General features: G+C 59.8%; 27 protein-coding genes and 1 tRNA gene. 18 read left to right on the top strand and 10 right to left on the bottom strand.

The window, feature by feature from the left end:
* Positions 1-35 precede the first annotated feature (35 nt).
* Positions 36-1,535: a DegQ family serine endoprotease gene (locus HF949_RS14395; protein ID WP_292896367.1), complete on the top strand. Its 1,500-nt coding sequence runs from the start codon at positions 36-38 to the stop codon at positions 1,533-1,535.
* Positions 1,536-1,592: 57 nt separating this feature from the next.
* Here HF949_RS14395 and HF949_RS14390 read toward each other — a convergent pair whose 3' ends face one another.
* Both HF949_RS14390 and serB read right to left on the bottom strand, forming a co-directional pair.
* A complete protein-coding gene (locus HF949_RS14390; protein ID WP_292896365.1) occupies positions 1,593-2,156 on the bottom strand; it encodes a GNAT family N-acetyltransferase in 564 nt (187 codons plus the stop codon).
* Positions 2,153-3,040, bottom strand: coding sequence for a phosphoserine phosphatase SerB (gene serB, locus HF949_RS14385; protein ID WP_292896363.1), 888 nt, complete (start codon positions 3,038-3,040; stop codon positions 2,153-2,155). The genes HF949_RS14390 and serB overlap by 4 nt, the downstream gene beginning before the upstream one ends.
* A gap of 30 nt (positions 3,041-3,070) precedes the next feature.
* Here serB and miaA point away from each other — a divergent pair, with 30 nt between their 5' ends.
* Positions 3,071-4,006 carry a tRNA (adenosine(37)-N6)-dimethylallyltransferase MiaA gene (gene miaA, locus HF949_RS14380; protein WP_292900214.1) on the top strand — a complete coding sequence of 312 codons (936 nt, stop codon included), beginning with the start codon at positions 3,071-3,073 and terminating at the stop codon, positions 4,004-4,006.
* Between the two features lie 90 nt (positions 4,007-4,096).
* Positions 4,097-4,879 (top strand): GGDEF domain-containing protein, encoded by a 783-nt coding sequence (locus HF949_RS14375; protein WP_292896361.1) that lies wholly within the window; start codon positions 4,097-4,099, stop codon positions 4,877-4,879.
* A 170-nt stretch (positions 4,880-5,049) separates the two neighbouring features.
* Here HF949_RS14375 and HF949_RS14370 read toward each other — a convergent pair whose 3' ends face one another.
* Positions 5,050-6,945: an ATP-binding protein gene (locus HF949_RS14370; protein ID WP_292896359.1), complete on the bottom strand. Its 1,896-nt coding sequence runs from the start codon at positions 6,943-6,945 to the stop codon at positions 5,050-5,052.
* 335 nt (positions 6,946-7,280) lie between these two features.
* Between HF949_RS14370 and HF949_RS14365 the strand changes: the two genes are divergently transcribed.
* The 5 genes from HF949_RS14365 (at position 7,281) to HF949_RS14345 (ending at position 12,283) form a co-directional block, all read left to right on the top strand.
* A complete protein-coding gene (locus tag HF949_RS14365) occupies positions 7,281-9,083 on the top strand; it encodes an acetolactate synthase 3 large subunit (RefSeq protein WP_292896357.1) in 1,803 nt (600 codons plus the stop codon).
* An 85-nt stretch (positions 9,084-9,168) separates the two neighbouring features.
* Positions 9,169-9,741: an acetolactate synthase small subunit gene (gene ilvN / locus HF949_RS14360; RefSeq protein ID WP_223021038.1), complete on the top strand. Its 573-nt coding sequence runs from the start codon at positions 9,169-9,171 to the stop codon at positions 9,739-9,741.
* Between the two features lie 128 nt (positions 9,742-9,869).
* Complete coding sequence (locus HF949_RS14355) at positions 9,870-10,466, top strand: LysE family translocator (protein WP_292896355.1); 597 nt, start codon at positions 9,870-9,872, stop codon at positions 10,464-10,466.
* A gap of 143 nt (positions 10,467-10,609) precedes the next feature.
* A complete protein-coding gene (locus HF949_RS14350) occupies positions 10,610-11,107 on the top strand; it encodes a hypothetical protein (protein WP_292896353.1) in 498 nt (165 codons plus the stop codon).
* Positions 11,108-11,155: 48 nt separating this feature from the next.
* The gene (locus HF949_RS14345) at positions 11,156-12,283 is read left to right on the top strand and encodes an ATP-dependent DNA helicase (protein ID WP_292896351.1); all 1,128 of its coding nucleotides are present in this window, start codon (positions 11,156-11,158) and stop codon (positions 12,281-12,283) included.
* A 36-nt stretch (positions 12,284-12,319) separates the two neighbouring features.
* On the opposite strand, the gene HF949_RS14340 is transcribed toward HF949_RS14345, so the two are convergent.
* Positions 12,320-12,727 (bottom strand): STAS/SEC14 domain-containing protein, encoded by a 408-nt coding sequence (locus tag HF949_RS14340; RefSeq protein WP_292896349.1) that lies wholly within the window; start codon positions 12,725-12,727, stop codon positions 12,320-12,322.
* A gap of 119 nt (positions 12,728-12,846) precedes the next feature.
* On the opposite strand from HF949_RS14340, the gene HF949_RS14335 reads away from it, so the two are divergent.
* The 5 genes from HF949_RS14335 (at position 12,847) to HF949_RS14315 (ending at position 16,692) form a co-directional block, all read left to right on the top strand.
* Entirely contained in the window at positions 12,847-13,587 is a 741-nt protein-coding gene (locus tag HF949_RS14335) for a pyridoxine 5'-phosphate synthase (RefSeq protein WP_292896347.1), read from the top strand.
* Positions 13,588-13,705: 118 nt separating this feature from the next.
* Complete coding sequence (locus HF949_RS14330) at positions 13,706-14,287, top strand: transglycosylase SLT domain-containing protein (protein ID WP_292896345.1); 582 nt, start codon at positions 13,706-13,708, stop codon at positions 14,285-14,287.
* A gap of 242 nt (positions 14,288-14,529) precedes the next feature.
* Positions 14,530-15,180 (top strand): TetR/AcrR family transcriptional regulator, encoded by a 651-nt coding sequence (locus HF949_RS14325; RefSeq protein WP_292900212.1) that lies wholly within the window; start codon positions 14,530-14,532, stop codon positions 15,178-15,180.
* A gap of 48 nt (positions 15,181-15,228) precedes the next feature.
* Positions 15,229-16,248: a ketol-acid reductoisomerase gene (gene ilvC, locus HF949_RS14320; protein ID WP_223021030.1), complete on the top strand. Its 1,020-nt coding sequence runs from the start codon at positions 15,229-15,231 to the stop codon at positions 16,246-16,248.
* 153 nt (positions 16,249-16,401) lie between these two features.
* Positions 16,402-16,692 (top strand): PilZ domain-containing protein, encoded by a 291-nt coding sequence (locus HF949_RS14315; protein WP_292896341.1) that lies wholly within the window; start codon positions 16,402-16,404, stop codon positions 16,690-16,692.
* A 487-nt stretch (positions 16,693-17,179) separates the two neighbouring features.
* On the opposite strand, the gene HF949_RS14310 is transcribed toward HF949_RS14315, so the two are convergent.
* Positions 17,180-18,130 (bottom strand): phytanoyl-CoA dioxygenase family protein, encoded by a 951-nt coding sequence (locus HF949_RS14310; protein ID WP_292896340.1) that lies wholly within the window; start codon positions 18,128-18,130, stop codon positions 17,180-17,182.
* A gap of 119 nt (positions 18,131-18,249) precedes the next feature.
* Here HF949_RS14310 and HF949_RS14305 point away from each other — a divergent pair, with 119 nt between their 5' ends.
* Positions 18,250-19,110 carry an AraC family transcriptional regulator gene (locus tag HF949_RS14305; protein WP_292896338.1) on the top strand — a complete coding sequence of 287 codons (861 nt, stop codon included), beginning with the start codon at positions 18,250-18,252 and terminating at the stop codon, positions 19,108-19,110.
* Positions 19,111-19,139: 29 nt separating this feature from the next.
* On the opposite strand, the gene HF949_RS14300 is transcribed toward HF949_RS14305, so the two are convergent.
* Entirely contained in the window at positions 19,140-19,679 is a 540-nt protein-coding gene (locus HF949_RS14300; protein ID WP_292896336.1) for a BA14K family protein, read from the bottom strand.
* Between the two features lie 165 nt (positions 19,680-19,844).
* Positions 19,845-20,291, bottom strand: a complete 447-nt coding sequence (locus HF949_RS14295; RefSeq protein ID WP_292896334.1) for a BA14K family protein — start codon at positions 20,289-20,291, stop codon at positions 19,845-19,847.
* A 184-nt stretch (positions 20,292-20,475) separates the two neighbouring features.
* On the opposite strand from HF949_RS14295, the gene HF949_RS14290 reads away from it, so the two are divergent.
* Positions 20,476-21,591, top strand: a complete 1,116-nt coding sequence (locus HF949_RS14290; protein WP_292896332.1) for an endonuclease/exonuclease/phosphatase family protein — start codon at positions 20,476-20,478, stop codon at positions 21,589-21,591.
* Between the two features lie 21 nt (positions 21,592-21,612).
* Here HF949_RS14290 and HF949_RS14285 read toward each other — a convergent pair whose 3' ends face one another.
* The 3 genes from HF949_RS14285 to HF949_RS14275 are packed head-to-tail and all read right to left on the bottom strand — an operon-like array spanning position 21,613 to position 24,757.
* The gene (locus HF949_RS14285) at positions 21,613-22,821 is read right to left on the bottom strand and encodes an ABC transporter permease (RefSeq protein ID WP_292896330.1); all 1,209 of its coding nucleotides are present in this window, start codon (positions 22,819-22,821) and stop codon (positions 21,613-21,615) included.
* Positions 22,821-23,537 (bottom strand): ABC transporter ATP-binding protein, encoded by a 717-nt coding sequence (locus HF949_RS14280; RefSeq protein WP_292896328.1) that lies wholly within the window; start codon positions 23,535-23,537, stop codon positions 22,821-22,823. The genes HF949_RS14285 and HF949_RS14280 overlap by 1 nt, the downstream gene beginning before the upstream one ends.
* Positions 23,534-24,757 (bottom strand): efflux RND transporter periplasmic adaptor subunit, encoded by a 1,224-nt coding sequence (locus HF949_RS14275; protein ID WP_292896326.1) that lies wholly within the window; start codon positions 24,755-24,757, stop codon positions 23,534-23,536. The genes HF949_RS14280 and HF949_RS14275 overlap by 4 nt, the downstream gene beginning before the upstream one ends.
* Before the next feature lie 136 nt (positions 24,758-24,893).
* Between HF949_RS14275 and HF949_RS14270 the strand changes: the two genes are divergently transcribed.
* The 3 genes from HF949_RS14270 to HF949_RS14260 all read left to right on the top strand — a co-directional run bounded on the left by HF949_RS14270 (position 24,894) and on the right by HF949_RS14260 (position 26,833).
* A complete protein-coding gene (locus HF949_RS14270) occupies positions 24,894-25,811 on the top strand; it encodes a PhzF family phenazine biosynthesis protein (protein WP_292896324.1) in 918 nt (305 codons plus the stop codon).
* Between the two features lie 106 nt (positions 25,812-25,917).
* Positions 25,918-25,993 (top strand) — tRNA-Lys (locus HF949_RS14265).
* 171 nt (positions 25,994-26,164) lie between these two features.
* A complete protein-coding gene (locus HF949_RS14260) occupies positions 26,165-26,833 on the top strand; it encodes a protein-L-isoaspartate(D-aspartate) O-methyltransferase (protein WP_292896322.1) in 669 nt (222 codons plus the stop codon).
* The last annotated feature ends 56 nt before the right edge of the window (positions 26,834-26,889 follow it).

Below are 26,889 nucleotides of genomic sequence, written 5' to 3'. Positions count from 1 at the left end.
TTCCACCAAGCAAGCCATCTGGAGAAACGCTCTCAATGTTCCCGACGAAGATTTTACGCGCCACGCGGGTGGCACCAGTCGCCGCGCTGATCGCGCTGGGTGGTCTCAGCTCCGCTCCCGTGATCCTGGCTCAGGAAGCAAGGGCGGAAGGTCCGGCCTCGGTGGCGGACCTGGCCGAGCGGCTTGCTGGCGCGGTGGTCAACATCTCCACTTCGCGTTCCACGGACAGTGGCGCTTCGGGGCGGGTCCCTTTGCCAAAGCTGCCGGAAGGCTCGCCGCTGCAGGAGTTTTTTGACGACTTCTTCCAGGATGAGCCTGAACAGGAGCAGGGACCGCGGCAGGCGCAGTCTCTGGGCTCTGGCTTCGTGATCGACGCGGAAGAAGGCATTGTTGTCACCAACAACCACGTGATCTCCGGCGCAGACGAGATCGTCGTCAATTTCACTGACGGAGGTAAACTCGACGCGGAACTATTGGGCGTTGACACGAAGACGGATCTGGCTGTGCTCAAGATTGATCCCGGCCAACGCAAATTGCAGGACGTTCCGTTCGGGGATTCCGACAAGATGCGGATCGGCGACTGGGTGATGGCGATTGGTAATCCGTTCGGTCTTGGTGGAACGGTGACTGTCGGCATTGTCTCGGCGCGCAACCGCGAGATCGGCTCCGGTCCCTATGACGATTTCATCCAGACGGATGCGGCCATCAATCGTGGCAACTCCGGCGGGCCGCTGTTCAATATGGACGGTGAGGTGATCGGCATCAACACGGCCATCATTTCGCCAACCGGTGGCTCGATCGGCATCGGCTTTTCCATCCCCTCGGCGCTGGCCATCAAGGTGGTGGATCAGTTGCGTGAGTTCGGGGAGACGCGGCGCGGCTGGCTCGGTGTGCGTATTCAAGAAGTTACCGACGAGATCGCCGAAAGCCTGGGCATGGAAAAAGCCATGGGTGCGATGGTGAGTGGCGTCATCGAAGGTGGCCCAGTGGACGATGGCTCCATTCAACCCGGTGACGTGATCGTGGAGTTCGACGGAAAGGCTGTGGAGAATGTGCGCGAACTGCCGCGCGTCGTTGCCGAGAGCCCGGTTGGCAAGGAAGTGGACGTCGTCGTGGTCCGCAAGGGCGAGGAGCAAACCGTGCGGGTGACCCTCGGACGGCTTGAAGACGGCGAGAAACTGGCTTCTGCAGAGACAAGAACGAACAAGTCCGCTGGTGACAGCGAGGCTGTCTCCTCGGCGGCTGTTCTGGGAATGCACATGGCCACTCTGGATGACCAACTGCGAGAACAGTTTGAAATCTCCGCCGATGTCAGCGGTGTGGTGATCACCAAGGTGGATGAGAGCTCGCCGGCATCCACAAAAGGTGTGGCCGCGGGCGACGTCATCGTTGAGATCGCACAGGCTACGGTCTCAACACCCAAGGAAGCGCTGGACCGGCTTGAGGAGCTGAAAGGGCAGGGGCGCCGGAATGCACTGCTGATGCTGGCCTCGAAGAATGGTGAGCTTCGCTTTGTCACTTTGCGGATGGACTGACTTCATCCATATTCCGCCAAATCAAAACGGCTCGGTGGTGGTAACCACCGGGCTTTATCATTTTTGCGTGGCGCGCCAATCCGACCGCCGAAGTCGGTAAAGCACATGGGACTTCAGGTGCGGGTGGCTGTCTGGAACGCCGGGATGGTCAAAGTCGCCATTCGGGTCATGGTGCATGCCGATACGGCGCATGACGGCAGTGGAACGTTCATTGTCAACGACCGCAAAAGAGACGATTTCCTCAAACCCAAGCTTTTCAAAGCCGAAAGCGAGCCAGGCGCGAGCGGCCTCCGTGACGTAGCCTTTGCCCCAGAATTCCGGTGCCAGCCGCCAGCCGATTTCTACGGTTCCTTCCGGCAGGTTAGCTAGTCCCGACGGCCTGTGGAGCCCCACAAAGCCGATCGGCTGGCCGGTCTCCTTCAGAACCGCAGCCGCGAAGCCGAAGCCGTTTTGCGCGATGCCATCACGAATTCGTTCCATGACGGCGTCCGCCTCCCCGCGGCTCCGGCGGAAAGGGAAATACTCCATGATCTCATCATCGGAATTGATACGATGAAAGAACGGACGATCTTCCTCGCACCAGTTGCGCAGAATCAGGCGCTCGGTCTTCAAAAGCGTCATTGGACGAATTCCGCTTCCCGGTAACCCTGCAGGAAGAGGAGTGCGGTGAGATCTCCGTGATCGATGCGCACACCGGCCTGAGCCGCAACGGCGGGCTTGGCGTGAAGCGCTACGCCGAGGCCGGCCCGTTCGATCATGTCGAGATCGTTGGCTCCATCGCCAACAGCCAGCACATCCTGCCGTGTGATGCCAAGTTGGGCGATGAGGCGATCAAGCGCTTCGGCCTTGGCGGCGCGGCCCAGAATGGGTTTTGCCACTTCGCCGCTGAGCTTCCCTTCATGGGTAAGGAGCCGATTCGCCTGCTGGGTATGAAAGCCGAGTTTTCCGCCGACGGGCCCCGTGAACTGCTCGAAGCCGCCCGACACCAGGGCCGTGAATGCTCCAGACGCCTTCATTGTGGCGACCAGAGTACGACCGCCGGAAGCGAGCGTGATGCGTTTTTCAATGACGCTGTCGATGACATCGAGGGGCAAGCCCCTGAGCAAAGCGACGCGTTCTTCAAGTGCGGGCTCAAATGCGATCTCGCCGTTCATGGCCCGACGGGTTATCTCTGCTACAGCTTGCTTTAGCCCGAGTTCGGCCGCCAGCTCATCGATGCATTCCTGATCAATCATGGTTGAATCCATGTCGGCGATCAGCATTTTCTTGCGGCGGTTCTGTGCTTCTTGCACCGCGATGTCCACTGGTATGCGGGCGAGGGTAACGCGCAGCTTGGCGTCTGCCTCTGCAGACTCGACCCCGGGTTTGACAGCGATATCACAAGCGAGGTTTTCCCCCAGCCAGTCGATGGCGCTTGCATCGAGCGCCTTCATGGCCATAGTCGCAACGTCCGGCGTGAGCATACGTTTTTCCGGATGTGAGATGAGGGTTGCAACGAGGGACATGGGCGCTTTCCAGGAGCTTGAATGGCAGGCATGCTGAACGATGCGATCCTGATAGCCGGGCCAACGGCCAGCGGCAAGTCTGCGCTGGCGCTGCGTCTGGCCATGGAGGTTGGCGGTGCGATCATCAATGCCGACTCCATGCAGGTCTATGACGTGCTTCGCGTTCTTTCAGCGCGACCGGGGGCAGATGATCTGGCGAGGGTACCGCACCATCTTTATGGTCACGTACCACCTTCCGTCGCGTATTCTACCGGGGCATGGCTGGACGACGTGGCCGTACTCTGTGAAAAGGGTGTTTTGGGAGGTTGTCGCCCGATCTTTGTGGGCGGTACGGGGCTTTATTTTCATGCACTTCTCAATGGTATCGCACCCACGCCAGCGGTGCCGGAAGCCGTGCGCTTTCATTGGCGGCAACGGCTTGCGGTTGAAGGACCGGAAGCGCTACACCGTCTCCTCTCGGAGCGCGATGCCACGGCTGCGGCTGCAATTGGGCTCACGGACGGGCAGCGCATCACGCGCGCCCTGGAGGTTCACGATGCCACGGGCAAGGCGCTAAGCGTCTGGCAGGGCGAAACAAGCACGCCATTGGTCAACCGGAAGAGCAGCACCTGTATCGTCCTTGAGCCGGAGCGCTCATTCATTGTCGACCGTATCGAGCGCCGTTTTGACAGTATGGTCGACGAGGGAGCGCTCGACGAAGTCAGGGCTCTCCTTGCACTTGATCTTGCCGCGTCCCTTCCGGCGATGAAGGCTATCGGGGTTCCAGAACTGGCTGCGTATTTGCGGCACGAGTGCACTCTGGACGAGGCCGTAACAAAAGCAAAAACTGCCACCCGGCGCTATTCCAAGAGACAGGCCACCTGGTTTCGCCACCAACTCGACGATCAGTGGTGGAGGCTGCCCATCAGCGCGCGCACAGAAACAACGGATGATCTTGTGATTTTCATCAAAAACAATCTCAAATAGGCGACATCCCGCCACTTCTACCTGTGGAGATTAACCTTGCGTAAGTAAGGCTGTGCGAGAACGGCTGAAAGGGTGTCGTTCGGGGCCAGCATGCGTTTCCACAAAGCGGAGTCGGCGTTTTTTGTATTCATTTCGCTCGTCCTTGGAGCGGGTGGGATGCTCGCCTATGCCTATTGGCTCCTGCGCTCCGATATCGCTACACTTCCTGCTCCCCGGGAGCCTGGGAGCTTTATCCAGCTTTTGTTCATTTCAGGTGTTCTGCTCGCCACAGCCACCCTCTTCGGTCTGTTCTTCATCTATCCGTTGATCCGCACCCAGGTGCAGGAGGAGGGGAAGTTACGGGCGATGACGGAAACACTCAGCGCACGATCAGAATCTCTCCAGCACGCCGCGCTGACAGACAGTCTTACTGGTATGCAAAACCGGCGCTTCTTCGATGATGCGTTGCGGGAATATCTCCAGGAGTTCCGCCGTATCGAGAAGCCTGTCGGCTTGATGGTGCTCGATCTCGACCACTTCAAACAGGTGAACGATACGCATGGTCACGATGTGGGGGACGAGGTGCTGCGCGCGGTGGCACGTTGCCTGAAGGACCTCACACGTTATCACGATGTGGTGGCGCGCATGGGGGGCGAGGAATTCGCCATTGTTGCGCCGAACATGAACAACGAATCTCTAGTGAAACTCGCAGAGCGCATTCGCCGTGCGGTTGGCGCGCTTGTTATCGAAACCTCGAATGTGAACATTCGGGTGACGATAAGTGTCGGGTTGTCGATCTGGAACGGTCGGGAATCCGCCGAAGAGTTTTATCGCCGCGCCGACAAAATGCTCTATGAGGCCAAACGCCTGGGGCGCAATCGCGTTTGCGCCTGAGCTGCGGCGCTTTTCTTTCCTGTCAAGAAGAGCCGGTTCTTTCTGAAGAACCCGTCTGTCGGATGATCGCACGGGCAAGCAAGTGCTCTGACCGCAGCGAACCTTGCCGAAGATCAGCAGTGTCTATCAACTTGTGAAGAAGAGACGAGCCGTCAGCGGGTTCCGAATTTTCAGCGGGTTCCGAATTTTCCCCGGGGGTTGGGGGCCGCGCTCGTGTAGCGGCCGAGCGACGGTTCACCCGCCGGATGCAAGGGGGACAGTGCCGATGGCCGGCTCACCCCGGTTTCACCCGGCTGGCTGACATAGCCGGCGGCATAACCCCGATCACCAGCCTGCAGACTGGAAGGAACGGGTGCTCCGATATGCGGGGGTGTCTCCGCCTGCGCGCGAAGTGTGCGCCCGGTGTCACGCAAACGGCTGACGATGGAGACAAGGTCCACTTCTCGGTCGATCTCTTCGGGGTTGGAGGCCTTGCGCCTGTCGGTATCGCGCACGCCCGGCAGGGCGTGTGGCGGAAGAGATTCGAACTTCATCCGCATGGTCGTCGCCACGCCCTCACCGAAGGCAATCGCTTCCCGGCGGCCCATGGCAGACAGGAAGGAGAGCATGGAGGCGGACGAATCCGCAATCGCGGAGCGGATGATCGCCTGGTCCTGATCATTGGCAAGCCGCATGGCGAAGACGGTTGAGCACTGCGAGAGAACGGTTGGGTCAAGCTCGCCCGGCCGCTGGGTCACAACGCCGAGATAGCAACCGTATTTACGCCCTTCCTTTGCGATGCGTGCCAAAGCATGGCGCGTGGGTGCAAAGCCAAGACGCGGATCGGCCGGCATATATCGATGCGCCTCTTCGCAGACGACGAGCAGATTGAGTTTCCCCTCGCTCCACAGTGCAAGGTCAAAAGCCAGACGGGCCATAACCGAGCAGACGGAATTGACCACTTCCGGCGGCATTCCCGCCATTTCGAAACAGGTCACGGTCTTGCCATGACTCGGGACGCGGAAAAGCCTCCCGATGGTTTCGTGGATGGTGTCTTCGATAACCCGGGCGGCAAACATGAAGCGGTAGCGCGGATCATTGATGGCTGCTTCGATGCGCGTCTTCAGGCTGCGGTAGAGCGGCCGTTCCACCTTGTTTTCGAGCTGGCCTATCCGTTCGTCGATCTCCTTGAGCACGTCAGCCATGCGATAGGGCACGGGTGTGTCGGCTGTCAGGCCGCTGGCATCATTGCTGCGTCGCAGGGCGGCCGCCGTACCGGGGTTGCGGTAGTGATGCTTGGCGTTGGGAATGAGGTCGCGCAGAAGCTCCACCTCTTCGGGAGCGGGCTCGCGGCCCCTGAAAAGAACCTCGACAAGCTCTTCCAGGCGAAAGAGCCAGAAGGGAAGGTCCAGCGTGTTCGTGTCGACCCGAACCGCATGTTCGGGCAGCGCCGAGGCAAACTCATTGTGCGGGTCGAGGATCAGGACGCGCAGATCCGGGCGGGAGGCTATGGTCTTGCGCAGGAGCAGCGAAACAGCGGAGGACTTGCCCACGCCCGTGGTGCCGACCACCGCGAAATGACGATTGAGCGTGTCGTCAACGGCTATGCACGCATCGATGGCCTCGTCCTGCGAAAGCTTGCCGATAACCGCCTGCTGACGACCGGCGAGATCATAGACCGCCTGCAAGTCGCGCGAACGGATACGATGAGCGGGCGCACCGACATAAGGGTACTCGGTGATGCCGCGGTCGAAGACGGGTTCCGAACCACGGTCACGGACCTCACCGACCAGTTCGACGGAGATGGCAATGGGATTGGCTTCGCCATCGCGCCAGCGATGTTGCGGCCGTTCGACAGCGTAGACAAGGCCGACCGTGCGCGTCGTTCCCATGTTGATGGAGATCATCTTGCCGACAGTCCAGTAGTTCGACTGGCCTGCATCGTCTACTTCGGTATCGGCAGCAATGGTCGCACGGGCGCCATCACAGTGCACCACATGACCGAGCAGGCGCCGGCGCGGCTGATCGGCAGCGCGCCGTTCCTGCGACGTGGTTTCGCCCTGCGTCGTTCCGCCTTCCAAATACATCGTGCCACCCCATTTTCCCTAATCCACAAGCCTAGAGGCACGAGGTTAAGACCGCGTGTTTGGGAATGGTTGAGGAGGGGTAAACAGAACCGTTCAACCGTTCTGCGTTTGCCGGTTGACGGACCGCTCAAGCAACCTTATTGTGCGCCACCATGATGACACGAAACATTCTTATCGTAGGAAGGCGCATGGGCAAGGCGGCGTAGCCGTCTGGCGAAAGCTCCCATGCGCGAAACACAGGCTCCTTCGGGGGCCTTTTTTATTGGCCCGGTGTTTCCCTGGGGGCACGGGGCGGCTAAACCAACTTCGCCGGTAGACAGAACGGAAAGACCAAGATGAACAAGGCAGTGTCGGAGCCAGCAGCGGATACATCCGCCCACAACGAGATGACGGGTGCGGAAATCGTTGTGCAGGCGCTCAAGGATAACGGGGTCGAGACTATATTCGGATATCCGGGCGGCGCTGTGCTTCCCATCTACGATGAGCTCTTTCAACAGGAAGAGGTCCGGCACATCCTGGTGCGTCATGAGCAGGGCGCAGGCCACGCGGCCGAGGGCTATGCGCGGGCTACCGGAAAGGCCGGCGTCATGCTGGTGACCTCCGGCCCGGGCGCCACCAACGCGGTGACGCCGCTGCAGGATGCGCTGATGGACTCCATTCCGCTCGTCTGCATCAGCGGCCAGGTGCCTACGGCGCTGATCGGTTCGGATGCCTTTCAGGAGTGCGATACGGTGGGTATCACGCGTCCCTGTACGAAGCACAACTGGCTCGTGAAGGACGTGAACCAGCTCGCCGCGATCATCCATGAGGCTTTTCATGTGGCGACCACGGGGCGCCCCGGACCGGTCGTTGTGGACATTCCCAAGGATATCCAGTTCGCCAAGGGGACATACACTCCGCCGCAGACGGCGCCTCGTACCAGCTACCAGCCCCAGGAACAGGGCGACATCAACCAGATAAAGGCGGCGATCGAGCTGATGGCGCATGCCAAGCGGCCCGTGATCTACTCGGGCGGCGGTGTGATCAACGCCGGGCCGGAGGCAAGCCATTTGCTCCGCGAACTGGTGGATCTCACGGGCTTTCCGATCACGTCGACACTGATGGGACTGGGCGCCTATCCGGCTTCCGGTGACAATTGGCTCGGCATGCTGGGCATGCATGGCACCTATGAAGCCAATATGGCCATGCACGATTGCGACGTGATGCTGTGTGTCGGTGCGCGCTTCGATGACCGTATCACCGGGCGCCTCGACGCGTTCTCTCCGAATTCGCGCAAGATCCACATCGATATCGATCCCTCTTCGATCAACAAGAATGTTCGCGTGGATGTGCCGATCATCGGCGATGCCGGGCGGATACTGGAAGATATGGTGCGCCTGTGGCGCGCGACCGCCAAGCCCAACAAGGCCGCGCTCAAGCCCTGGTGGACGCAGATCGACATCTGGCGGGCTCGCGATTCCCTGGCTTACCGGCCGAACGATGACGTGATCATGCCCCAGTATGCGATCCAGCGGCTTTACGAGCTGACAAGGGATCGCGAGGTCTATGTGACGACCGAGGTTGGTCAGCATCAGATGTGGGCGGCACAGCATTTCGGCTTCGAAGCGCCCAATCGCTGGATGACGTCCGGCGGACTGGGCACGATGGGGTACGGTCTGCCTGCCGCGCTGGGCGTTCAGATCGCGCATCCCGACGCGCTGGTGATAGACATCGCCGGTGACGCCTCGGTGCAGATGACCATTCAGGAGATGAGCGCGGCGGTTCAGCACAACGCGCCGATCAAGATATTCATCCTGAACAACCAGTATATGGGCATGGTACGCCAGTGGCAGCAGCTTCTGCACGGAAACCGGCTGTCGCATTCCTACACGGAGGCCATGCCCGATTTCGTCAAGCTGGCTGAAGCCTATGGCTGTCACGGAATCCGGTGCGACAAGCCGGCTGAGCTGGACGATGCCATCCGCGAGATGATCGCGGTGGACAAGCCGGTGATCTTCGATTGCCGTGTGGCGGCGCTCGCCAACTGTTTCCCCATGATCCCCTCCGGCAAGGCGCACAACGAGATGCTGCTTCCCGACGAAGCAAGTGACGAAGCGGTTGCCAACGCGATCGACGAAGAGGGTCGGCAATTGGTCTGACGGTATCGGGGTGCGTCTCACGATGTGGCAGAGACGCTTTGATTTCAGTCAGTTACACAATGGTTTTGCAGAAGAGATTCACGCAATGAACGCGCAACTACAACCCACCGGCTCTGCCTACTTCATCACCAAGGAAACCGAAGCCGCACAAACGCACACGCTGGCGGTTCTTGTCGACAACGAACCGGGAGTTCTCGCCCGCGTGATCGGCCTTTTTTCCGGCCGCGGCTACAACATCGACAGCCTGACTGTTTCGGAGACGGAGCACGAGAGGCATCTTTCGCGCATCACGATCGTGACCCGTGGCACAGGCCATGTTCTTGAGCAGATCAAGCATCAGCTCGAACGCATCGTGCCCGTTCACCGCGTGGTTGATCTCTCGGTGGTGGCGGACGAACGGGGCCATGATCGCCCGATGGAGCGTGAGCTGGCGCTGGTGAAGGTGAGGGGACAGGGAGACGACCGTGTGGAGGCACTGCGCCTGGCCGATGCTTTCCGTGCTCAGGTGATCGATGCCAATACAGAGCATTTCATCTTTGAGATCACCGGGCGGGTCTCCAAGATCGAGCAGTTCATCGCCATCATGAAGCCGCTTGGCCTGGTGGAGGTGTGCCGCACGGGTGTTGCGGCAATGAACCGGGGCCCCGAGGGAATGTAAGGAACCGGGGCGGGGCGAGGGACAATTTTTCGGCGCAGGGGGACAAGTTTCAAATGGCCTGCGCCGGAAGCCGGGTCAATAATACTGACCTTCGTGCCCTTTTCGGGTGGCTGTCTGGGAGCAAACGGATGTCGTCTGAGGTCTTCCTCGCCTTGCTTGTCTTCTCTTTCGTTTCTTCTGTTACGCCGGGACCCAACAATTTCATGCTGTTGGCGTCCGGCGTGAATTTCGGTTTTCGGCGTACAATTCCGCACATGCTTGGCATTGCCGGTGGTTTCGCCTCGCTGCTTCTCGCCGTTGGCTTCGGTCTTGGAGCAGTGCTCACCGCGGTGCCGGCGCTCCACACCGTTTTGAAGATCGCAGGCGGGGCCTACCTTCTGTATCTCGCCTGGCGTATTGCCATGTCGCGGGCGCTGGGAGAGGCGGGGGACGGCAAAGCCGAGCCAATGACTTTTCTTGAAGCGGCGGCCTTTCAATGGGTCAATCCCAAGGCATGGGTCATGGCCCTGACAGCGATGGCGGTCTACACGGATCCGGCGGCACCGTTTCTCACCGTGTTCCTGGTGGCGTTCGCTTTCGTGATCGTCAATTTTCCAAGTGTTTCGGTATGGGCCAGCTTCGGCGTCGCGCTGCGTGGCTTTCTGGCCGATCCCGTTCGGCTCAAATGGTTCAACATCGCCATGGGCATCGCGCTGGCCGCAACACTGTGGCCAATGCTGCGCTAGAGTAGAGCGTTTCTGCTTCTCCCAAAGCTTGTGAAGGGTCGCCGGCCCAGAAGGGCTGGAACGGCAATCGCAAGCCGGGTGCTTGCATATAATATATTAGCCGGCTACTTTATATGCTTCCCGCAGCGCGGTGGAGTGGTCGCATGGCGAGACTCGATGAATCCACGGTGACCTGGCGGTTGTTCCTGTGCACATTTGCGGTTTCAATCCTTCTGTTCACCATCGGCTGGGCCACTTACGAGCCGCCTTCCAAGAGGCCGCTGCTTGATATCGTTGGGGGAGGTTTTACCATTGATCACAACAAGGCGGAGATCCGGTACGATCTTTCGGTCAAGGAAGTTCGACCACTCCGTCATGGCATGATCATTGAGGCGAGTTTCGAAGACCCTGCCGGAAACGGTTATTACGTGGTTCGTGAGCGTGCCCAGCGCTGGCGCAGGCGATACAGTCTGCGGTCGCCGCCGGTCTGTGGTGTTAGAGCGCGCAAACGCTATCTCATCATGCTCCGGGTGCTGAGCGACAGGGGCGATGACGAGCTTTGGCAAGATGTCTTCTATGTAACAAGCCATCTTGGTGAAGACGTCATGCCGGAGCCTCCGGTCACCACCTGGCCGGGCCGGGATTTTTCCCCCCATCATTAGCGCTGCTGCGGCCTGTTCAGGCGAAAGCGAATCTGCTTTCTGGACAGCATGGAATTCTCCCCGCAACAGGACGCGGCGCTCAACGCCGTGGCAAGCTGGCTCAAGGCCGGTCAAAGCCAAGTTTTCCGTCTGTTCGGCTATGCCGGGACAGGAAAGACGACGCTGGCGCGCTATTTTGCCGAACATGTGGACGGCGATGTTCAGTTCGCCGCGTTCACCGGCAAGGCGGCTCAGGTTCTGCGCTCGCGCGGGGCCAGTAATGCCCGTACCATTCATTCGCTCATTTATCGTCCGCGTGGCGAGGAGGAAGTGGAGGATGAACTGACGGGGCGCACGTCCATCTCTCCGACGTTCTCGCTCAACCGGCAAAGTCCCATTGCCAAGGCAGCCATGGTAATCATTGACGAATGCTCGATGGTTGACGAGGCACTTGGCCGTGACCTGATGTCGTTTGGAACGCCCATCCTGGTTCTGGGGGATCCCGGCCAGCTTCCGCCGATTTCCGGGGGCGGATTTTTCACCGAGCATGAACCCGACCACCTTCTGACGGAAATTCATCGGCAAGCGCGGGACAATCCCATCATTCAGCTTGCGCTCGATGTGCGTGAAGGGCGCGAAATCTCCCATGGCGATTATGGCGCTGCAAAGGTGATCTCGAAGGCCGAGGTCGATCAGGACCTTGTGCTTTCGGCAGATCAGGTCCTGGTAGGAACCAACCGCACACGCCGGCGCTACAATCAGCGCCTGCGCGAATTGAAGGGATTTGATGCCGATTATCCTCAGGCCGGAGACAAGCTCGTATGCTTGCGCAATGATCCGGCCAAGGGGCTGCTCAACGGGTCGCTTTGGAAGGTGATGACCTCTTCCAGGGAAACGGTGAAACCGGGCATCAATCTTCTGGTCTCACCGGAGGAAGACGACCCTGATCGCGGCGTGGCCAAGATCAAGCTGCTTAAGGCGGCCTTTGAAGATCCGGAAGCGGAAATTCCATGGCAGACCAAGAAGCGGTTCGACGATTTCGATTACGGCTATGCACTGACAGTTCACAAGGCGCAGGGCTCGCAGTGGGACGAGGTGGTGCTCTTTGATGAGAGTTATGCCTTCCGCGATACCCGCCAGCGCTGGCTCTATACGGCGATCACCCGCGCTTCCGAGCGTCTGACCATCGTGCGGTAGGGCGCGTCCACGCTCCCGGAATTGTGCCAGAGGCGATCATCCCGGTGGAGAAGCGGGTTCGGCTCCCAGCCATTTCCACGCTTCTTCGACCTTCTCATAAGGGAAGTGTTCCATCTCCATGGTGAAGAACGGGCGGAAAAGGGCGATGGTCGTGCCCATCCAGGCGGGGCCGCCTGCCACGGCATATTTGCGAATGTGCTTCAGTGCGTGGGTTTTGCCCAGTATCGTCTGTTCCTTGAAGGCCGCCTGCCAGTCAAACCCTTCATAGTCGTGGATGATCACAAGCAGGTCGATCTTGTCATGCACCTCATAGGCGCCTTCGAGAAGACCATAAAGGTTCTCCACGTCGGCTGCCGTGATGTGTCCCACGACCTCGAAAGCGTAGGCATCCTCGCGACTGGTCTCGATGCGCCGTACATTCGGAGGAGTATCGTTGATGGTCATTTTTCTCTCCTGACCGCTTGCTGCTTGCATTATCAACGCTGTCTGGGCCTGTCCGTTCCCGTCTGATCGCGCTATGGAGCGGGGACGATCCAAAACGTCTTAGAAAGCTGAAATCGACAATGCCGGCAAAACTCTCCGTCAATCTCAATGCTATTGCCATGCTGCGCAATCGGCGCGACCTGCCATGGCCGAGCGTTACGGGACTTGGCCGTATTGCCCTGGAGGCGGGTGCCAGCGGGCTGACGGTCCATCCCAGACCGGACCAGCGGCATATCCGCTTTTCCGACCTGCCGGAGATCCGGGCGTTGCTGGATGACGAATTTCCCGACCGCGAGTTCAACATCGAGGGGTATCCCACTGAGGAATTTCTTGCTCTCGTGGAAGAGCACCAGCCAGAACAGGTGACGCTGGTGCCGGACGACCCGGCGCAGGCGACCTCGGACCATGGCTGGGATTTTTCCGGGCAGGGCGAGTTTCTTCAGCCCATTATCGCGCGGCTGAAAAAGCAGGGCTTTCGGGTCTCGCTCTTTGCCGACCCGGATCCGGAGCAGGTGCCGACCGCTGCCGCGCTGGGGGCGGACCGGATCGAATTGTACACGGGGCCGTATGGTGCTTGCCACGATGATTCCGAAAAAGCCGCTATCGAACTGGAAAAGCTAGGTAAAACGGCAGATGCCGCCATGGCGGTCGGGCTCGGTGTCAATGCTGGGCACGATCTGACGGTGGCGAACCTTCCTGCGCTGGCGCTTCGCATACCCGGCCTTTGTGAAGTCTCTATCGGGCATGGGCTTACTGCCGATGCGCTGGAACATGGCATGGCACAAACCGTCCGTCGCTTCATGCGGGCCTGCGAAGGGTGAGCCTGCGCTCCATTTGAGCCGCATCTGGTCACGGAATTGCCCAGAGCGTTAACGCGTGCGAATAGGGTTTCTTAGGATTCGCCAGCCTATGCATGGGGTGCGGGTTTTGAGGTGTTCCATGCGTATAGCTGCAGTGACCATGCTGCTCGCGCTGGCGTTGGCAGGCTGTGCTTCGACGCCGCGCAGCATCAACAATGTTTGTACCGTCTTCGACCAGAAGCAGGGCCTTTTTGGCGGTTGGTACACGGAGGCCAAGCGCGCCGAGCGCAAATATGGTGTGCCTGCGGAGGTGTTGATGGCGACGATCCGGATCGAATCCGGCTTTGATGCGGATGCACGCCCGCCGCGCAGGAAGCTGCTCGGCTTCATACCGTGGAAACGCGCTTCAAGCGCTTATGGCTATTCGCAGGCGCTCGATGGCACCTGGCAGCGCTACAAGCGCGAAACCGGTAATATGATGGCGCGGCGCACGAGCTTTGCCGATGCCGTCGACTTTGTCGGCTGGTATCATCAGACCAGCCACAGGACCAACGGTGTCGCACTCAACGACGCTTATGGGCTCTATCTAAACTATTATGCCGGGCATGCAGGATATCGACGCGGCGTGTGGCGCAACAATCCCCATATGCAGAAATCGGCCCGAAAGGCCGCGAGCATGGCCAATCAATACGCTCAGCAGATGCGCCAGTGCGGGCGGTAGAGCTTTATCGGTTTTCCTGAAAGGGCCTCTGTGCTGCCTCGCGGCGAATGCTCCAGGCAGCAACAGAATGTCCATACGCTCCCCGCATTCTGCCCGGAAGCGGGGATTTTCGCCTCTTCTCGATGCTTTCCCGAAAGTCGGAGCTGTTGCTCGCGATCCGGCTTGCAATCCGGTGGCTGGTGTGACAGAACCGTACCGTACGGTACGATAGAGAAGCGGGAACAGAAACCTTCGTGCGCCACATGCCGGAAATGCAGGACGAATATACACCGCGCCAGCGCGCGGTTCTGGACAAGGCGCTCGGGCTTCTGGTGGAGGGCGGTGAACGCGCGCTGACGACCGCAGGACTTGCGCGGGCGGCCAATTGCTCCAAGGAAAGCCTGTACAAATGGTTCGGCGACCGCGACGGGCTTCTGGCTGCGATGATCGCCCATCAGGCGAGCAAGGTACGCGCCCGGATCGACAGTGGCGAAAAGCTCGACCATGGCCGCTTTCGTGCGCATCTGGTGGATTTCGCCAATGATCTTCTGCAGGTTTTGAGCGGGGACGTTTCGCTGGCGCTCAATCGGCTGGCGATCGGGCAGGCGAGCCGTGAGGGCAGCCGGCTGGGGGCGCTGCTCATCGAGCGGGGGCGACATGGCATCGACAAGCGCGCAGGCGCGCTGCTGGAGGCGGGCCGGCAGCGCGGGCTCATCGCCTATCATGACCGGGATGCTGCCTATCACACGTTTTACGGCCTGATCGTGCGCGACCTTCATGTGCGCATGCTTCTGGGCGAGGCCGGCGTCCGCCGACCGGAAAATCATGCTGCGCTTGCAGAGGAGGCGGTAGATCAGTTTTTCGTGCTCTTCGGAGTGCGAAAAGGAGAGACGGCAGGCCGGGACAGGGTCTAGGCAGTCGGAAACGAACAACATCAAGTTGGATCAGGAAAGGAACTGAGTATGCGGGTGTATTACGATCGCGATGCCGATCTCAATCTCATCAAGAGCAAGAAGGTCGCCATTATCGGTTATGGCAGTCAGGGTCGCGCGCACGCGCTGAACCTGAAGGATTCGGGCGCCAAGGACATTGCCGTTGCGCTGCGTCCGGGTTCCGCGACCGCCAAGAAAGTGGAGGCCGATGGCCTCAAGGTGATGTCGGTGGCCGAGGCTGCCGCATGGGCCGATCTGATGATGATGGCAACGCCCGACGAGCTGCAGGCCGGCATCTACAATTCCGAAATCGCGCCGAACATCCGTGACGGCGCTGCCATTGCCTTCGCGCACGGCCTTAACGTGCATTTCGGCCTGATCGAACCGAAGAAGACCGTTGACGTGCTGATGGTTGCGCCGAAGGGGCCCGGTCACACGGTGCGCGGCGAATATGAGAAGGGCGGCGGCGTGCCGTGCCTCGTGGCGGTTCATCAGGATGCGTCTGGCAATGCGCTCGACCTTGGCCTCTCCTATGCCTGCGGTGTGGGTGGTGGCCGCTCGGGCATCATCGAGACCACGTTCCGCGAAGAGTGCGAGACGGATCTCTTCGGTGAGCAGGTCGTTCTGTGCGGTGGTCTGGTCGAGCTCATCCGTGCCGGCTTCGAGACGCTGGTCGAAGGCGGCTACGCGCCTGAAATGGCCTATTTCGAGTGTCTGCATGAAGTGAAGCTGATCGTCGACCTCATCTATGAGGGCGGTATCGCCAACATGAACTACTCGATCTCCAACACGGCCGAGTGGGGCGAGTATGTGACCGGTCCGCGCATCATCACGGCAGAGACCAAGGCGGAGATGAAGCGTGTCCTTCAGGACATCCAGTCCGGCCGCTTCACCACTGAGTGGATGCAGGAGTGGCACGCAGGGGCAGCCCGCTTCAAGGCGACCCGCCGCCTGAACGACGAGCATCCGATCGAGGAAGTTGGCGAGAAGCTGCGCGGCATGATGCCGTGGATCTCCAAGAACAAGCTGGTGGACAAGGAAAAGAACTGATCTTTTTCCACATTCCAGAAAGAGAGGTCGCGGCACCGTCCGCGGCCTTTTTCTTTACCGCTCCTTCATATGCCTGTCCCACCATGAAACGGACTGCTGGCACGACTTTCGCAGCGCGGCTCTCCAGGAGAGGGCAAATCCGAGGAGACGGTGATGATTTCGGATGCGGAAAGACGATTATCTTCGGGGCGCCCGGCTTCCACCGAGCGACGCAACGAACCGCGCGATCCCCTGGAGCGGCACGCCCGGCTCTTCTGGAACAACGGCACCTGCATGCTTCTGGGGATGGTGCGCGATCTGAGCGAAAGCGGCGCCCGCATCCGCTTCGGCGACATCTGTGCGGTGCCCGATGAGTTCTACGTCGAGATTGAGGGCAGCGACCGTGTCCGCATGGCTGTGATCCGCTGGCGCAGCCTGACGGAGATCGGCGTGGCTTTTCGGTGAGCCTCAGGCGGCCTCCCAAAATTATCGTTCTCACCCGCTTTTTTTAAATAAATAAAAAATCTTACTTTTCCGTAGAGATATTTGTGATTATGTTCCTTTTCTTTTGAGTTGTTGGTTATATCATGCGGTTATTTAATATATATTTTTTGCAGTGTTTAATTTTATATTCTTCAACAGCTTCGGCTGATGACGCTTCCATTCAATTCGAAAGGCAGATGGAGGTGACTTCGCGTTGTTTTGAGGCGGCCCGTGAGATTTGGCCGGATCCTATTGTCTTGCCGGACGCTGGTGGTTTGCCAGGCTATGACGTGGCGGTGGTGGCTGGCCCCAGCTTGTCGGATGCCTATCGGCCGGTCTTTGTCTGCCTTGTCGACGCAGAGACGGACGTTGTGAGGTTGTCGAAAGGGCTGGATATAAGTCCTCTCCTGCCAGGAGCGCGAGCGCTGACAGGAGAGTGAAGCCATGCGCAAGTCATTGGCTTGCGTTGTCAGGTCCCGAGTGGCCAGCGCTTCAATCCCAGCAGCCTCTCTCCCAGCTCCGTAAGCTCTGCCGTTTTCGCGTGCTTCTTTTCCCATTCGCGTGGGTCGCCGGGGAAGGCGTCGCGTTTGGGGTGGTCGAGTTCGCGCCAGAGGCGGATGCGTTCGAGGCGTTCTTCCTCATTCTCGAACTCGGCCGGGTGCATGGAGATGTATTGCGCCATCCGGACCCGGTCCTTCGAATGGTTGGGCCGGACACCATGCGCCAGAAGCGAGTTGAAGATCAGGAGATCGCCTGCCTCCATGTCGATATTGGTGATCTTGAAGCCGGTCGTGTCTGGATGCATCGGGTCACGATCGGCGGGCTGGGTTTCGACCCACTCGTCGAAATGCTCGAAGAGCTCGGGAATGCACTGGAAACCTCCGACATCGCCGTCCTGCTTCTTCAGGCTCAACACACCCTGAACACCGATGGGCAGGGGGCGGAGCGAAGTGTCTGCATCCCAGTGGATGAAACCGTTCGGATTGCCGGGGTTTTTCTTTGGCGCGTTCAGATTGGCACGGTCGATGGTGACCCAGAGGTCTTCACGGTCCCAGATGTCAACGAAGGCATCGTAGATACGCTGTTCCATGCGATTGTCCCACAGATACTGGTGATTATAAATCTCCAGCATGCCGGTGTTGTTGAGCTCCTTCATCCTGTGCTCGCGGCGCTGCGGGGCATACCAGGTCGAAGGGTCGTTGGGGTCTTTTTCGTCAAACGCCCATAGCAGGTCGACGAGACGCTCGACATTCTCGCTCGGCACGGCCTGACGCACGATGACGTAGCCTCTGGTAACCCAGTGTTGCCAGTCGTTTTCAGAGAGAACGCGCAGCGGAAGTGTCTTTACGATGTCCTTGAGCTGCGTGCCGACCTTGCTGGTCGAGGGGTGCGCATCGCGCTTGATGACGGCTTCCTGCATGGTTTCCTCCCGGATATCCTCGATTGCAGGCCTCAGAATACCGCGACCAACGGAGCGGTGTTGTACTCAGCTGGCCAATATTGATACGATTATGGCGTTTAATAGTTGTGGAGCGCTGGATGAGGCCGTTTCTGGAGACCTTGCCGACCGTGCCGGGTGCCTCCTGGAGCATGCTCAATCGCCGGCTCGAGGATGGCATTCCCTTTGAATGGCATCATCATCCCGAATACGAGCTGACGCTGACGCTCAATTCCACGGGGCAGCGCTTCGTCGGCGATCATGTGGGGGAGTATGACGACGGCGATCTGGTGCTGGTGGGCGCTAACCTGCCACATACATGGGCTTCGCGCGCACGGCGGAACCCATCGCACCCCCATGTGGCGCTGGTCATGTGGTTTCGTCACGAATGGGCAGCGGCTTTGGGGGAGGGCTTTGCGGAGTTACGTCCCATCGCAGGGCTCCTGGCCAGGGCGGAAACCGGGCTTGCCTTTTCGCCGCAGATTTCCGAGCGGGTACGGCCCCTGATCGAGGACCTTTTCGAGGCGGGTCCGGGCGAGCGATTTCTGGCGCTGGTACGGGTTCTGCTGCTTCTGGCGGAGGATGCGGAGGCGGAGCCTCTTGCAAGCACGGTGGCGGCGCGCGATCTCGACCGGGCTGACCGCGAACGGATAGATCGCGTGCTGGCGCATATTCACAAACACTACGCTGATGGGGTTACCAACGGAGAGCTGGCCGAGATCGCGGCGCTCAGTCCCTCCGGCCTGCATCGACTGTTTCGCCGACACACGCGGACCAGCATTTCAGACTACGTAATGCGGCTGCGCATTGGCGAAGCGTGCATGCGGCTTTCCTCGAGTGAGCAGCCAATCGGCCATGTGGCTGCTGCAGTCGGCTATCGCTCATTGGCCAATTTCAACCGGCAGTTCAAGGCACTGCGCGGCATGACGCCCAGAGCTTATCGGGCGCGGTTTCACGGTTGAGCGCATCTTCCGTTTTGCGAAAGGTCGCCCTACCGGCCATAGGGTGAAACACAGTGTTTGCGTGGGCCGCGATAGGGCTGAAACGTGTTATCGGACGCTCGAAACGAACGATATTTACTGTCGCACCAGGCAAGATGTGCTGCTCGAGCAGCATGGCCGGGATAAGCGCGCGCCACCCCTGTGCGCTGCGCAGGCCGATAGCGCCAGTAGAACGACCGTGCACCGTGGCGCGGCCTTAACAATGGCCGGCGGCCGGGACCGTACACATCGTTGAAACCGTAAAAATAGCCTGCAAAGCGGCCATGCGGATCGTGCCAGGGCGACCATGAGGGAATCGGACGGTGGTGCAAGCGATAGTCAGTGCGGCAACGCTCGAGCCAATGGCGACGATGCATGTCGCCCAGTGTCAACTGCATTCGGCCGGGAAAGAGGTGCCGCATCGCGCGACGCTCGTTCCAGCCGTCCAGGCATATGCGGCTGCTGGTTGCTGATAAAAGCCGACCGGCAGTCGCAATTTGTGTGCCGACAAGACAAAGTGCGACAACCAGAATCAGTTTCAAACAACGCATCGTACACAACTCCAGATAGAAATCCGGATTTTTAATCGCGCCGGGAAGGTTGAAAAAGCGAAATTGTCGCTAAAATCGTCTCAAGTCCGTGCGACAGGAAAAACTGCATAAAGAAAATGGCGCGGACGATCCCGCGCCATTGTCAGAAATCAGTCCCGTTGCCGATCAGTAATACGGTGAACGGCAGGGCCGGCGTGGGCCGTGGTAGGGCTGGAAGGTGTTGTCGGAAGCCCGGTAGGAACGATACCGGTTATAGCACCAGCGCACATGCGCGCGCGACAGCCTGACGGGCTGACCATAATAAGGGCGCGCGGGCCGCGGGCGCACGTGGTAGGGCGGGTAATAGTAGGGAGCGGGCCGGCCGAATTCCAAGTAGAAGCCAGCGCGCGGACGATGTCGGCGCCACTTGCGGCGTTCGTGGTGGTGGCGCCACTTCCTATGGTGGCGGTGGTCTACCTTTGTCACAGGTGTTTCCGCTGCCGAACGCTCTACCGCCCCGGAAGCCGCGCTACCGGCGATACCAAGCGCGTTGGCGTTTGCAGGCGCTCCGACGAAAACAAACCCGAGGGCGATCAGGCCCGAACAGGCGATTTTTGTCAGTCCGTGTTTCATAGTGGTCTCCTGGTTTCCAGACCCCCGAAAAAGCCCCCACATCCCTTCAATCAAGCAATGTCAGAGATGCTTATAGTATCAGAAGCAAGCACAATCTCCATGAACGTGTGATGAATGGAAACGTTGCCGGTTTTGGGCCGAACCGAGGCTTGTAATCCGTGCTGCACCGTTTAAACGTTCTTGCATGTCGCTCCGGCTCGCCACCTTCAACGTTGAAAATCTGATGAACCGGTTCGATTTCTCCGGTTTCCGCAACGATCTCCATCGTGACCGCGCGCTGTCGCTCTATGAGATCAAGGATGAAGCGCATTATCGCGCGCTCGAACAGGCGCGGGCCGTAGCGTTGACGGATGATGCGAGGCAGTTGACTGCACTTGCCATCGCAGCGACGCGAGCAGATATCCTGTGCCTTCAGGAAGTCGACAATCTGGCCGCGCTCAAGGCGTTCGAGTATGGCTATCTCTTCAAGATGATCGGCAACGGTTATCGCGAGAAGTATTCTGCTTCGGGCAATGATTCACGCGGCATCGACGTGGCGGTCATGATGCGGCCGGCGACTACGCATGGACAGCCAATCGAATTCGAGCGCATGACCAGTCATGCCCACCTGACCTTCTCTGATCTGGACCTGCACAACGACGCTCTGGCGGAGCTTGGTATCGAACCGCAGGATCGCTTGTTCCGCAGGGATTGTCTGGAACTCGACATCAAGGTCGGCGGCCGTCCCATGACGCTCTATGTCGTGCATTTCAAGGCGATGAGTCCGCCGCGCAACGGCATGGACGGGCGGTCCGCCTCCATGCCCGTGCGAATGGCCGAGGCAGCTGCTGTTCGACGTATCATCGAGGAACGTTTCGGCGGTGCTGACCGGGCGTCTGCGAAGCGCTGGGTCATCTGTGGCGATTTGAACGACTATCGCGAGCGCCTGGTCATTACCGGTGAAGCGCATGAAGGTTATCGGTTCGAGCCTGTGCAGGAGACGCTTTCCAGCATCAACACGCTGACCGCCGGCGGATTTTGCGAGAACCTCGTAGAGCGCCGACCCGAGATGGATCGCTGGACGCTTTATCACACCAGAGGGCCGGAAGAGCGGCATCTCTGCCAGCTCGATTACCTCCTGGCTTCGAAAGCGCTCGCCGAACGCAATCCGCGTGCGATCCCCGAAATCATCCGATCCGGACAGCCCTGGCGCACGGTTTTTCCGCCGGAACAGGAGGTGTCCCGGTTCCCGCGTGTGGGCTGGGACAGACCAAAAGCCTCAGACCATTGTCCGGTGGTGGTTCAACTCGACATAACCTGACCGGCCGGAGAGCAGAAGCGATCACTCGTGTCGAAGGGCTTCGATAGGATCGAGACGGGCGCCACGTAGCGCTGGAAAAAAGCCGAACACGATCCCGATGATCGCAGAAACTGCCGCGATTGCCGCAATCGCGGCAAGACTGGGCACGAAGTCCACATTCATGAGGGTGGTTCCGGCCCATGCAATGGCAAGGCCGAAGCCGATGCCGATCAGCCCGCCGAGCAGCGAGAGCACCGAGGCTTCTGTCAGGAACTGGAGTAGAATATCGCGCTGGCGCGCGCCGATGGCCATGCGGATGCCGATCTCGCGGGTGCGCTCGGTTACCGATACCAGCATGATGTTCATGATACCGATACCGCCGACCAGAAGGCTGATGGCGGCGATTGCGCCGAGTATCGCCGTCACATTGCCAATGATGCTGCTTGCCTGGCGCATATACTCGGCCATGTCCTCGACCTGAAAATCATCGCTGCGTCCTGGCGCAATCCGGCGCAGACGGCGCATCTCCTCCCTGACTTTCGTTTTGAGAAGGGGGATCGATGCCTCGCTGGGCGCATTGATCAATATCTGCTCGATTTCGTTTTTGCCGCTGATCCGGGTTTGAAACAGCCCGAGCGGCATCATTACGAGTATGTCCTGATCTCCGGAAAATGAAGCGCCCCTGTCGGAAAGCTGTCCGATAACACGACAGTGGGTCTGGCCAATCCGTATGCGGGCACCGACCGGGTTCTCCATGCCGAAAAGCGCTTCCGACACCCTGCTTCCCACAACGCAGATGCTGGCATTGCTGGCCAGTTCGGGGGCCGTGGGCAGGCGGCCGCGGGTCAGGGGCCAGTCGCGCAGGGCGAAATAGGACTTGCTGACGCCGCGAAGCTGCGCGGAGAGACCACGCGCGCCATAGGAAACGCGAAGCCGGGTTTCTGCATTCGCTGCCACGGTGGCGTATCGGCTGATGGCTTTTTCCATGTTGATCAGATGTGTGTTTGTGAGCGCCCGTGCCCTGGCCATAGCCGGAGCAGACGGATCAGGGGGCATACCGGCGAAGACAAAGATCAGACGGCTTCCAAAACCGGCCATTTCGGCGCGAATTTTTTCCCGCGCACCACCGCCTATCGTGAGCAGCGCGATCACTGCAGCCACGCCGATAATCACCCCAAGCAGTGTGAGCAGGGAGCGCATCTTGTTGCGGGCGATGGAGAGAAGCGCCAGGTGAACCGATTCCAGCAGCATCAGCGTGCCGCCTCATGATCGGTGTCAAAGGCGATCTTCCCGTCACGAAAGCCGATCTGCCGGCCGGCGAAGGCTGCCATATCGGCTTCGTGAGTGACCATCACAATGGTCAAGCCCTGTTGTCGGTTGAGTTCTGTGAGAAGCGCCATGATTTCGTGGCTGCGTTCGGTATCCAGATTTCCGGTCGGTTCGTCGGCCACGAGCAGGGTCGGTTCCGACACCAGGGCGCGGGCAATCGCAACCCGCTGCTGCTGACCCCCGGACAGGGCGCCCGGCCTGTGATGCTCACGACCCTCCAGCCCGACCTGTGCCAGCGCTTTTCCGGCAAGGGCGCGACGTCGGTGCGCCGAAAGACCGCGATAGACGAGAGGCAGTTCCACGTTTTCGAGTGCCTTGGTTCGTGGCAGGAGATTGTAACCCTGAAACACGAAGCCGATATGCCTGTTGCGCAGCTCGGCGCGGGCCACCCTGTCCATCCTGCCAGCGTCGTTGCCCATGAAGCAGTAAGCGCCACGGGAGGGTATATCGAGCGAGCCCAGAATGTTCATTGCAGTGGACTTTCCCGAACCTGAGGGGCCGGTGACGGCCACGAAGGCACCCTGTTCGATCTCGAAGCTGACATCCGAGAGGGCATGGATCTGCGTGTCGCCTTCGCCATAACTGCGCCAGACCCTGGAGAAGACGAGGAGCGGCGTGGAGCGGACCGGCGCGTTCATTGGGTCAGTCCACCGATCTGTTCTCCGGTGATCACATTCTGTCCAGCCAACAGGCCGGACAGGACCTCGGCTTTCTCCCAGTTGCGCACGCCAAGCTTAACCCGAACCGCTTTTGGCTCGTTGTTCTCAAGCACGTGGACAAGTGCCAGATCGCTGGAAGCTTCTGACGGGATCGAGGGGGATACGTCTTCAAAGGTGCGTGGCCGATATCGCAATGCGCTGGTGGGAATGAGGAGGGCGTTCTGCGTTTCGTTTGTCTTGATCGAAACAGAGGCTGTCATGCCAGGACGCAGCTTCAGATCGGCGTTGCGTACATCGAGATTTGCCTCATAAGTCACCAGATCGTTTTCGGTCTTATGGGCAAAGGAGACATCCCGGATTGTCGCGCCAAAGGTCTGGTCGGGGTAGGCTTCGACGGTAAAACTCGCCTGTTGCCCACGCTGCACCGCGCCAATATCGGCCTCGTTGATCTTTGCGACCAGTTCCATCTGCTCCAGATTCTCGGCGAGAACAAACAGCACACCGTCGTCGGAGGAGGCGAACATGGTTTTGCCGGGCTCGGCCTTGCGCGCCAACACCACCCCATCGATCGGTGAGCGGATTGTCGTCCGGCTGAGATCGAAGCGCTTCAACTTGAGCTCGGCCTGATTGGCCGCAAGATCGGCTGTTGCCGTGATGACCCGGTTTTCTGCACGGTCGCGCTCGGCCTGCATCTCCTCGAGCTTCTGTTCGCTGAGTGCGTTTCTGGCTTTCAGAGCCTGGGCCCGTTCGAGCTTGCGTTCGGCTTCGCGCAAGGAAATCTCAGCGTCTGAGAGGCTCGCCCTTGCCGTGGCCACAAGCGCTTCTGCACGTTCCACGGCGTATTCGAAAACCGTGGAATCGAGTGTCGCGAGGACCTCGCCACGGCGGATGCGCTGGCTTTGCCTTACGGGAACCGACTGCACCGTGCCTTTCAGTTCGCTCGAGATGTCGATCTGGGTTCGCGGATGCAACACTGCTGTTGTTGCCACCTGCGCGACGAGATTGCCCCGCTCGACGGGCTGGATCGTATATGCAGGGCCTGTCTGGCCTGATCGAGCGCCGGAAAACACCCATATGCCTGCCGCCAGAACCGCGGCGACCGCGAGCAGCAACGGCCAGCGACGGCGCTTTCGGAGGGGGCTGGTGCCGGGGCCCTGATCTGAGGCGGTTTTGGACCCGTCGACTTCATGGTTGGTCATTTGCGTGGTCGCCTGTCGTTTGCGGCGCCCCCTTTTGGCAATGACGTGGTATGAGGAAAGTGGGCAAAAGATGGCAAAGCAGTGCCTGCACCGTCGCATTGCCGCAATGACGGGTACTTTTTCTGTGAGAGGCGAGATGACTGGTAGAAACTATTATATTTATGACGTTTTTTCCGATGAGCCGCTTTCGGGAAACCCATTGGCGGTGGTGTTTGATGCGGACGGGATGGACGACGCGGCGATGCAGCGGATCGCGGGCGAATTCAATCTCTCGGAGACCGTTTTCGTCAAACAGGCGGAGAGCGAGAACCATTCAGCACGTCTCCGCATCTTCACGCCGCGTACGGAGCTGCCCTTCGCCGGTCATCCGACGGTCGGAGCCGCGATCGCACTTGCCGAGCTGGCGGGAACGGGTGATGGAAGTTCCCAGACTTCGATCCTGATGCTGGAGGAGACGGTGGGGCCAGTGCGCTGCGCCGTGACGGCGGGGAAGGGGGCGGCTTATGCAGAATTCGACCTGCCCAGGCTTCCAGTGTCGGTTCCGTTTCCGATAGAGCCGGAAGCGGTGGCCGCGGCGCTCGGCCTCGGCCATCATGAGATCGGGTTCGAGAACCATACGATCAGCACCTGGAGTGCGGGCGTGCCTTATGTCTGCGTGCCGGTGGCCGATCTGGGGGTGGCACGCCGTGCGCGGGTCGATGCTGGTCTGTGGCGTTCGCTTCTTCCGCAGATGGATGGACCGTCTGCGGCTCCCTATGTTTACTGCCGGGAGACGGTCAATCACGATCACGCATTTCATGTCCGCATGTTTGCCCCTGATGACGGGATTCCCGAGGATCCGGCGACGGGTTCGGCGGCGGCTGCCTTTGCCGGCGCCATCATGAAGCATGATGCGCTCGTCGATGGAGCGCATGGGTTCCTGATCGAGCAAGGCATTGAAATGGGACGGCCTTCCAGCATCCGCCTGGAGGTCGACGTCCACCACGGAGCGATCGCTTCTGCCCGCATCGGCGGTCATGCGGTGCGCGTGGCGGAAGGGAAACTGTTGATTTGAGCAATAAGTGACAAACTCGTGTCAGAGTGTCTTGCATGCGTGGCCGAAACCGTTTAAGGAGCCGGTCATTCGGTTGACGGCGACCTGATCGCCGCCCGAAATGGTCGGGTGATTAGCTCAGTTGGTAGAGCAGCTGACTCTTAATCAGCGGGTCACAGGTTCGAGCCCTGTATCACCCACCAATAAACCTTTTTAAGCAGATTTCAGAAGAAATGTCTGGGCCTAGGCTTGGCGAGCTATGCGCGCTGCCTGCGTTGCCATGCATAAGTTCATGGCCGCAAGGATGGACGGTCAGAACCATTTGGCGGCATTATAGGGGCTCGAGTTTTTCTTCATGACCGAAGCTGGCAGGTTTGAACAGCAAGCAACATATCGATCAGAACGAAGATCGCCGCCGCGCGATGCTGGCGGTGTTGAGACGGCGTGGCATAGTCTCCGAAAGAGTGCTCAACGCTATGGCCGAAGTGCCGCGCGAACTGTTTGTGCCGAAGCATCTTGCCGAGCTCGCTTATGAGGATGGGGCGCTGCCCATTGGCGACGGGCAGACCATATCGCAGCCCTATATCGTTTCGCTGATGACCGAGGCCGCCGATCTCAAGCCGCAAAGCCGCGTTCTCGAGGTGGGTACGGGGTCGGGGTATTCCACGGCCATCCTGTCGCGGATCGCAGGACATGTTTTTTCGATTGAACGGCACGATTCGCTCGCCATCGCGGCGCGCCGGCGCCTGGCAGACGCGGGCTACCTGGACAATGTGAGCATTGTTGTTGGTGACGGCACGCTGGGGCTGCCGGAGGAAGGGCCGTTCGATGCCATTATCGTCGCCGCGGCAGGACCGCGTATCCCTGAGGCGCTGCAGGCGCAGCTCGCTCTCAACGGACGGCTCGTCATGCCGGTCGGTTCTGCTCATGGAGCCCAGCAGCTCAATTGCGTCGTGCGTGAAGGGGAGAGTGCCTTCCGCACTGAGGTCCTGGCGACGGTGTCCTTCGTTCCTCTGATAGGCGCCCAGGGCTGGCAGCGCTGAAACATCGTCTCCCATGAGTGCCCGGTCGCGGGAAACGCAGAGACGAAATTTTTGCG

It is taken from the genome of Nitratireductor sp. (genome assembly GCF_017794765.1).
GTDB lineage: Bacteria > Pseudomonadota > Alphaproteobacteria > Rhizobiales > Rhizobiaceae > Nitratireductor.
Note: the sequence above shows the minus strand (reverse complement) of the source record. Positions and strands in the feature narration are given on the sequence as shown.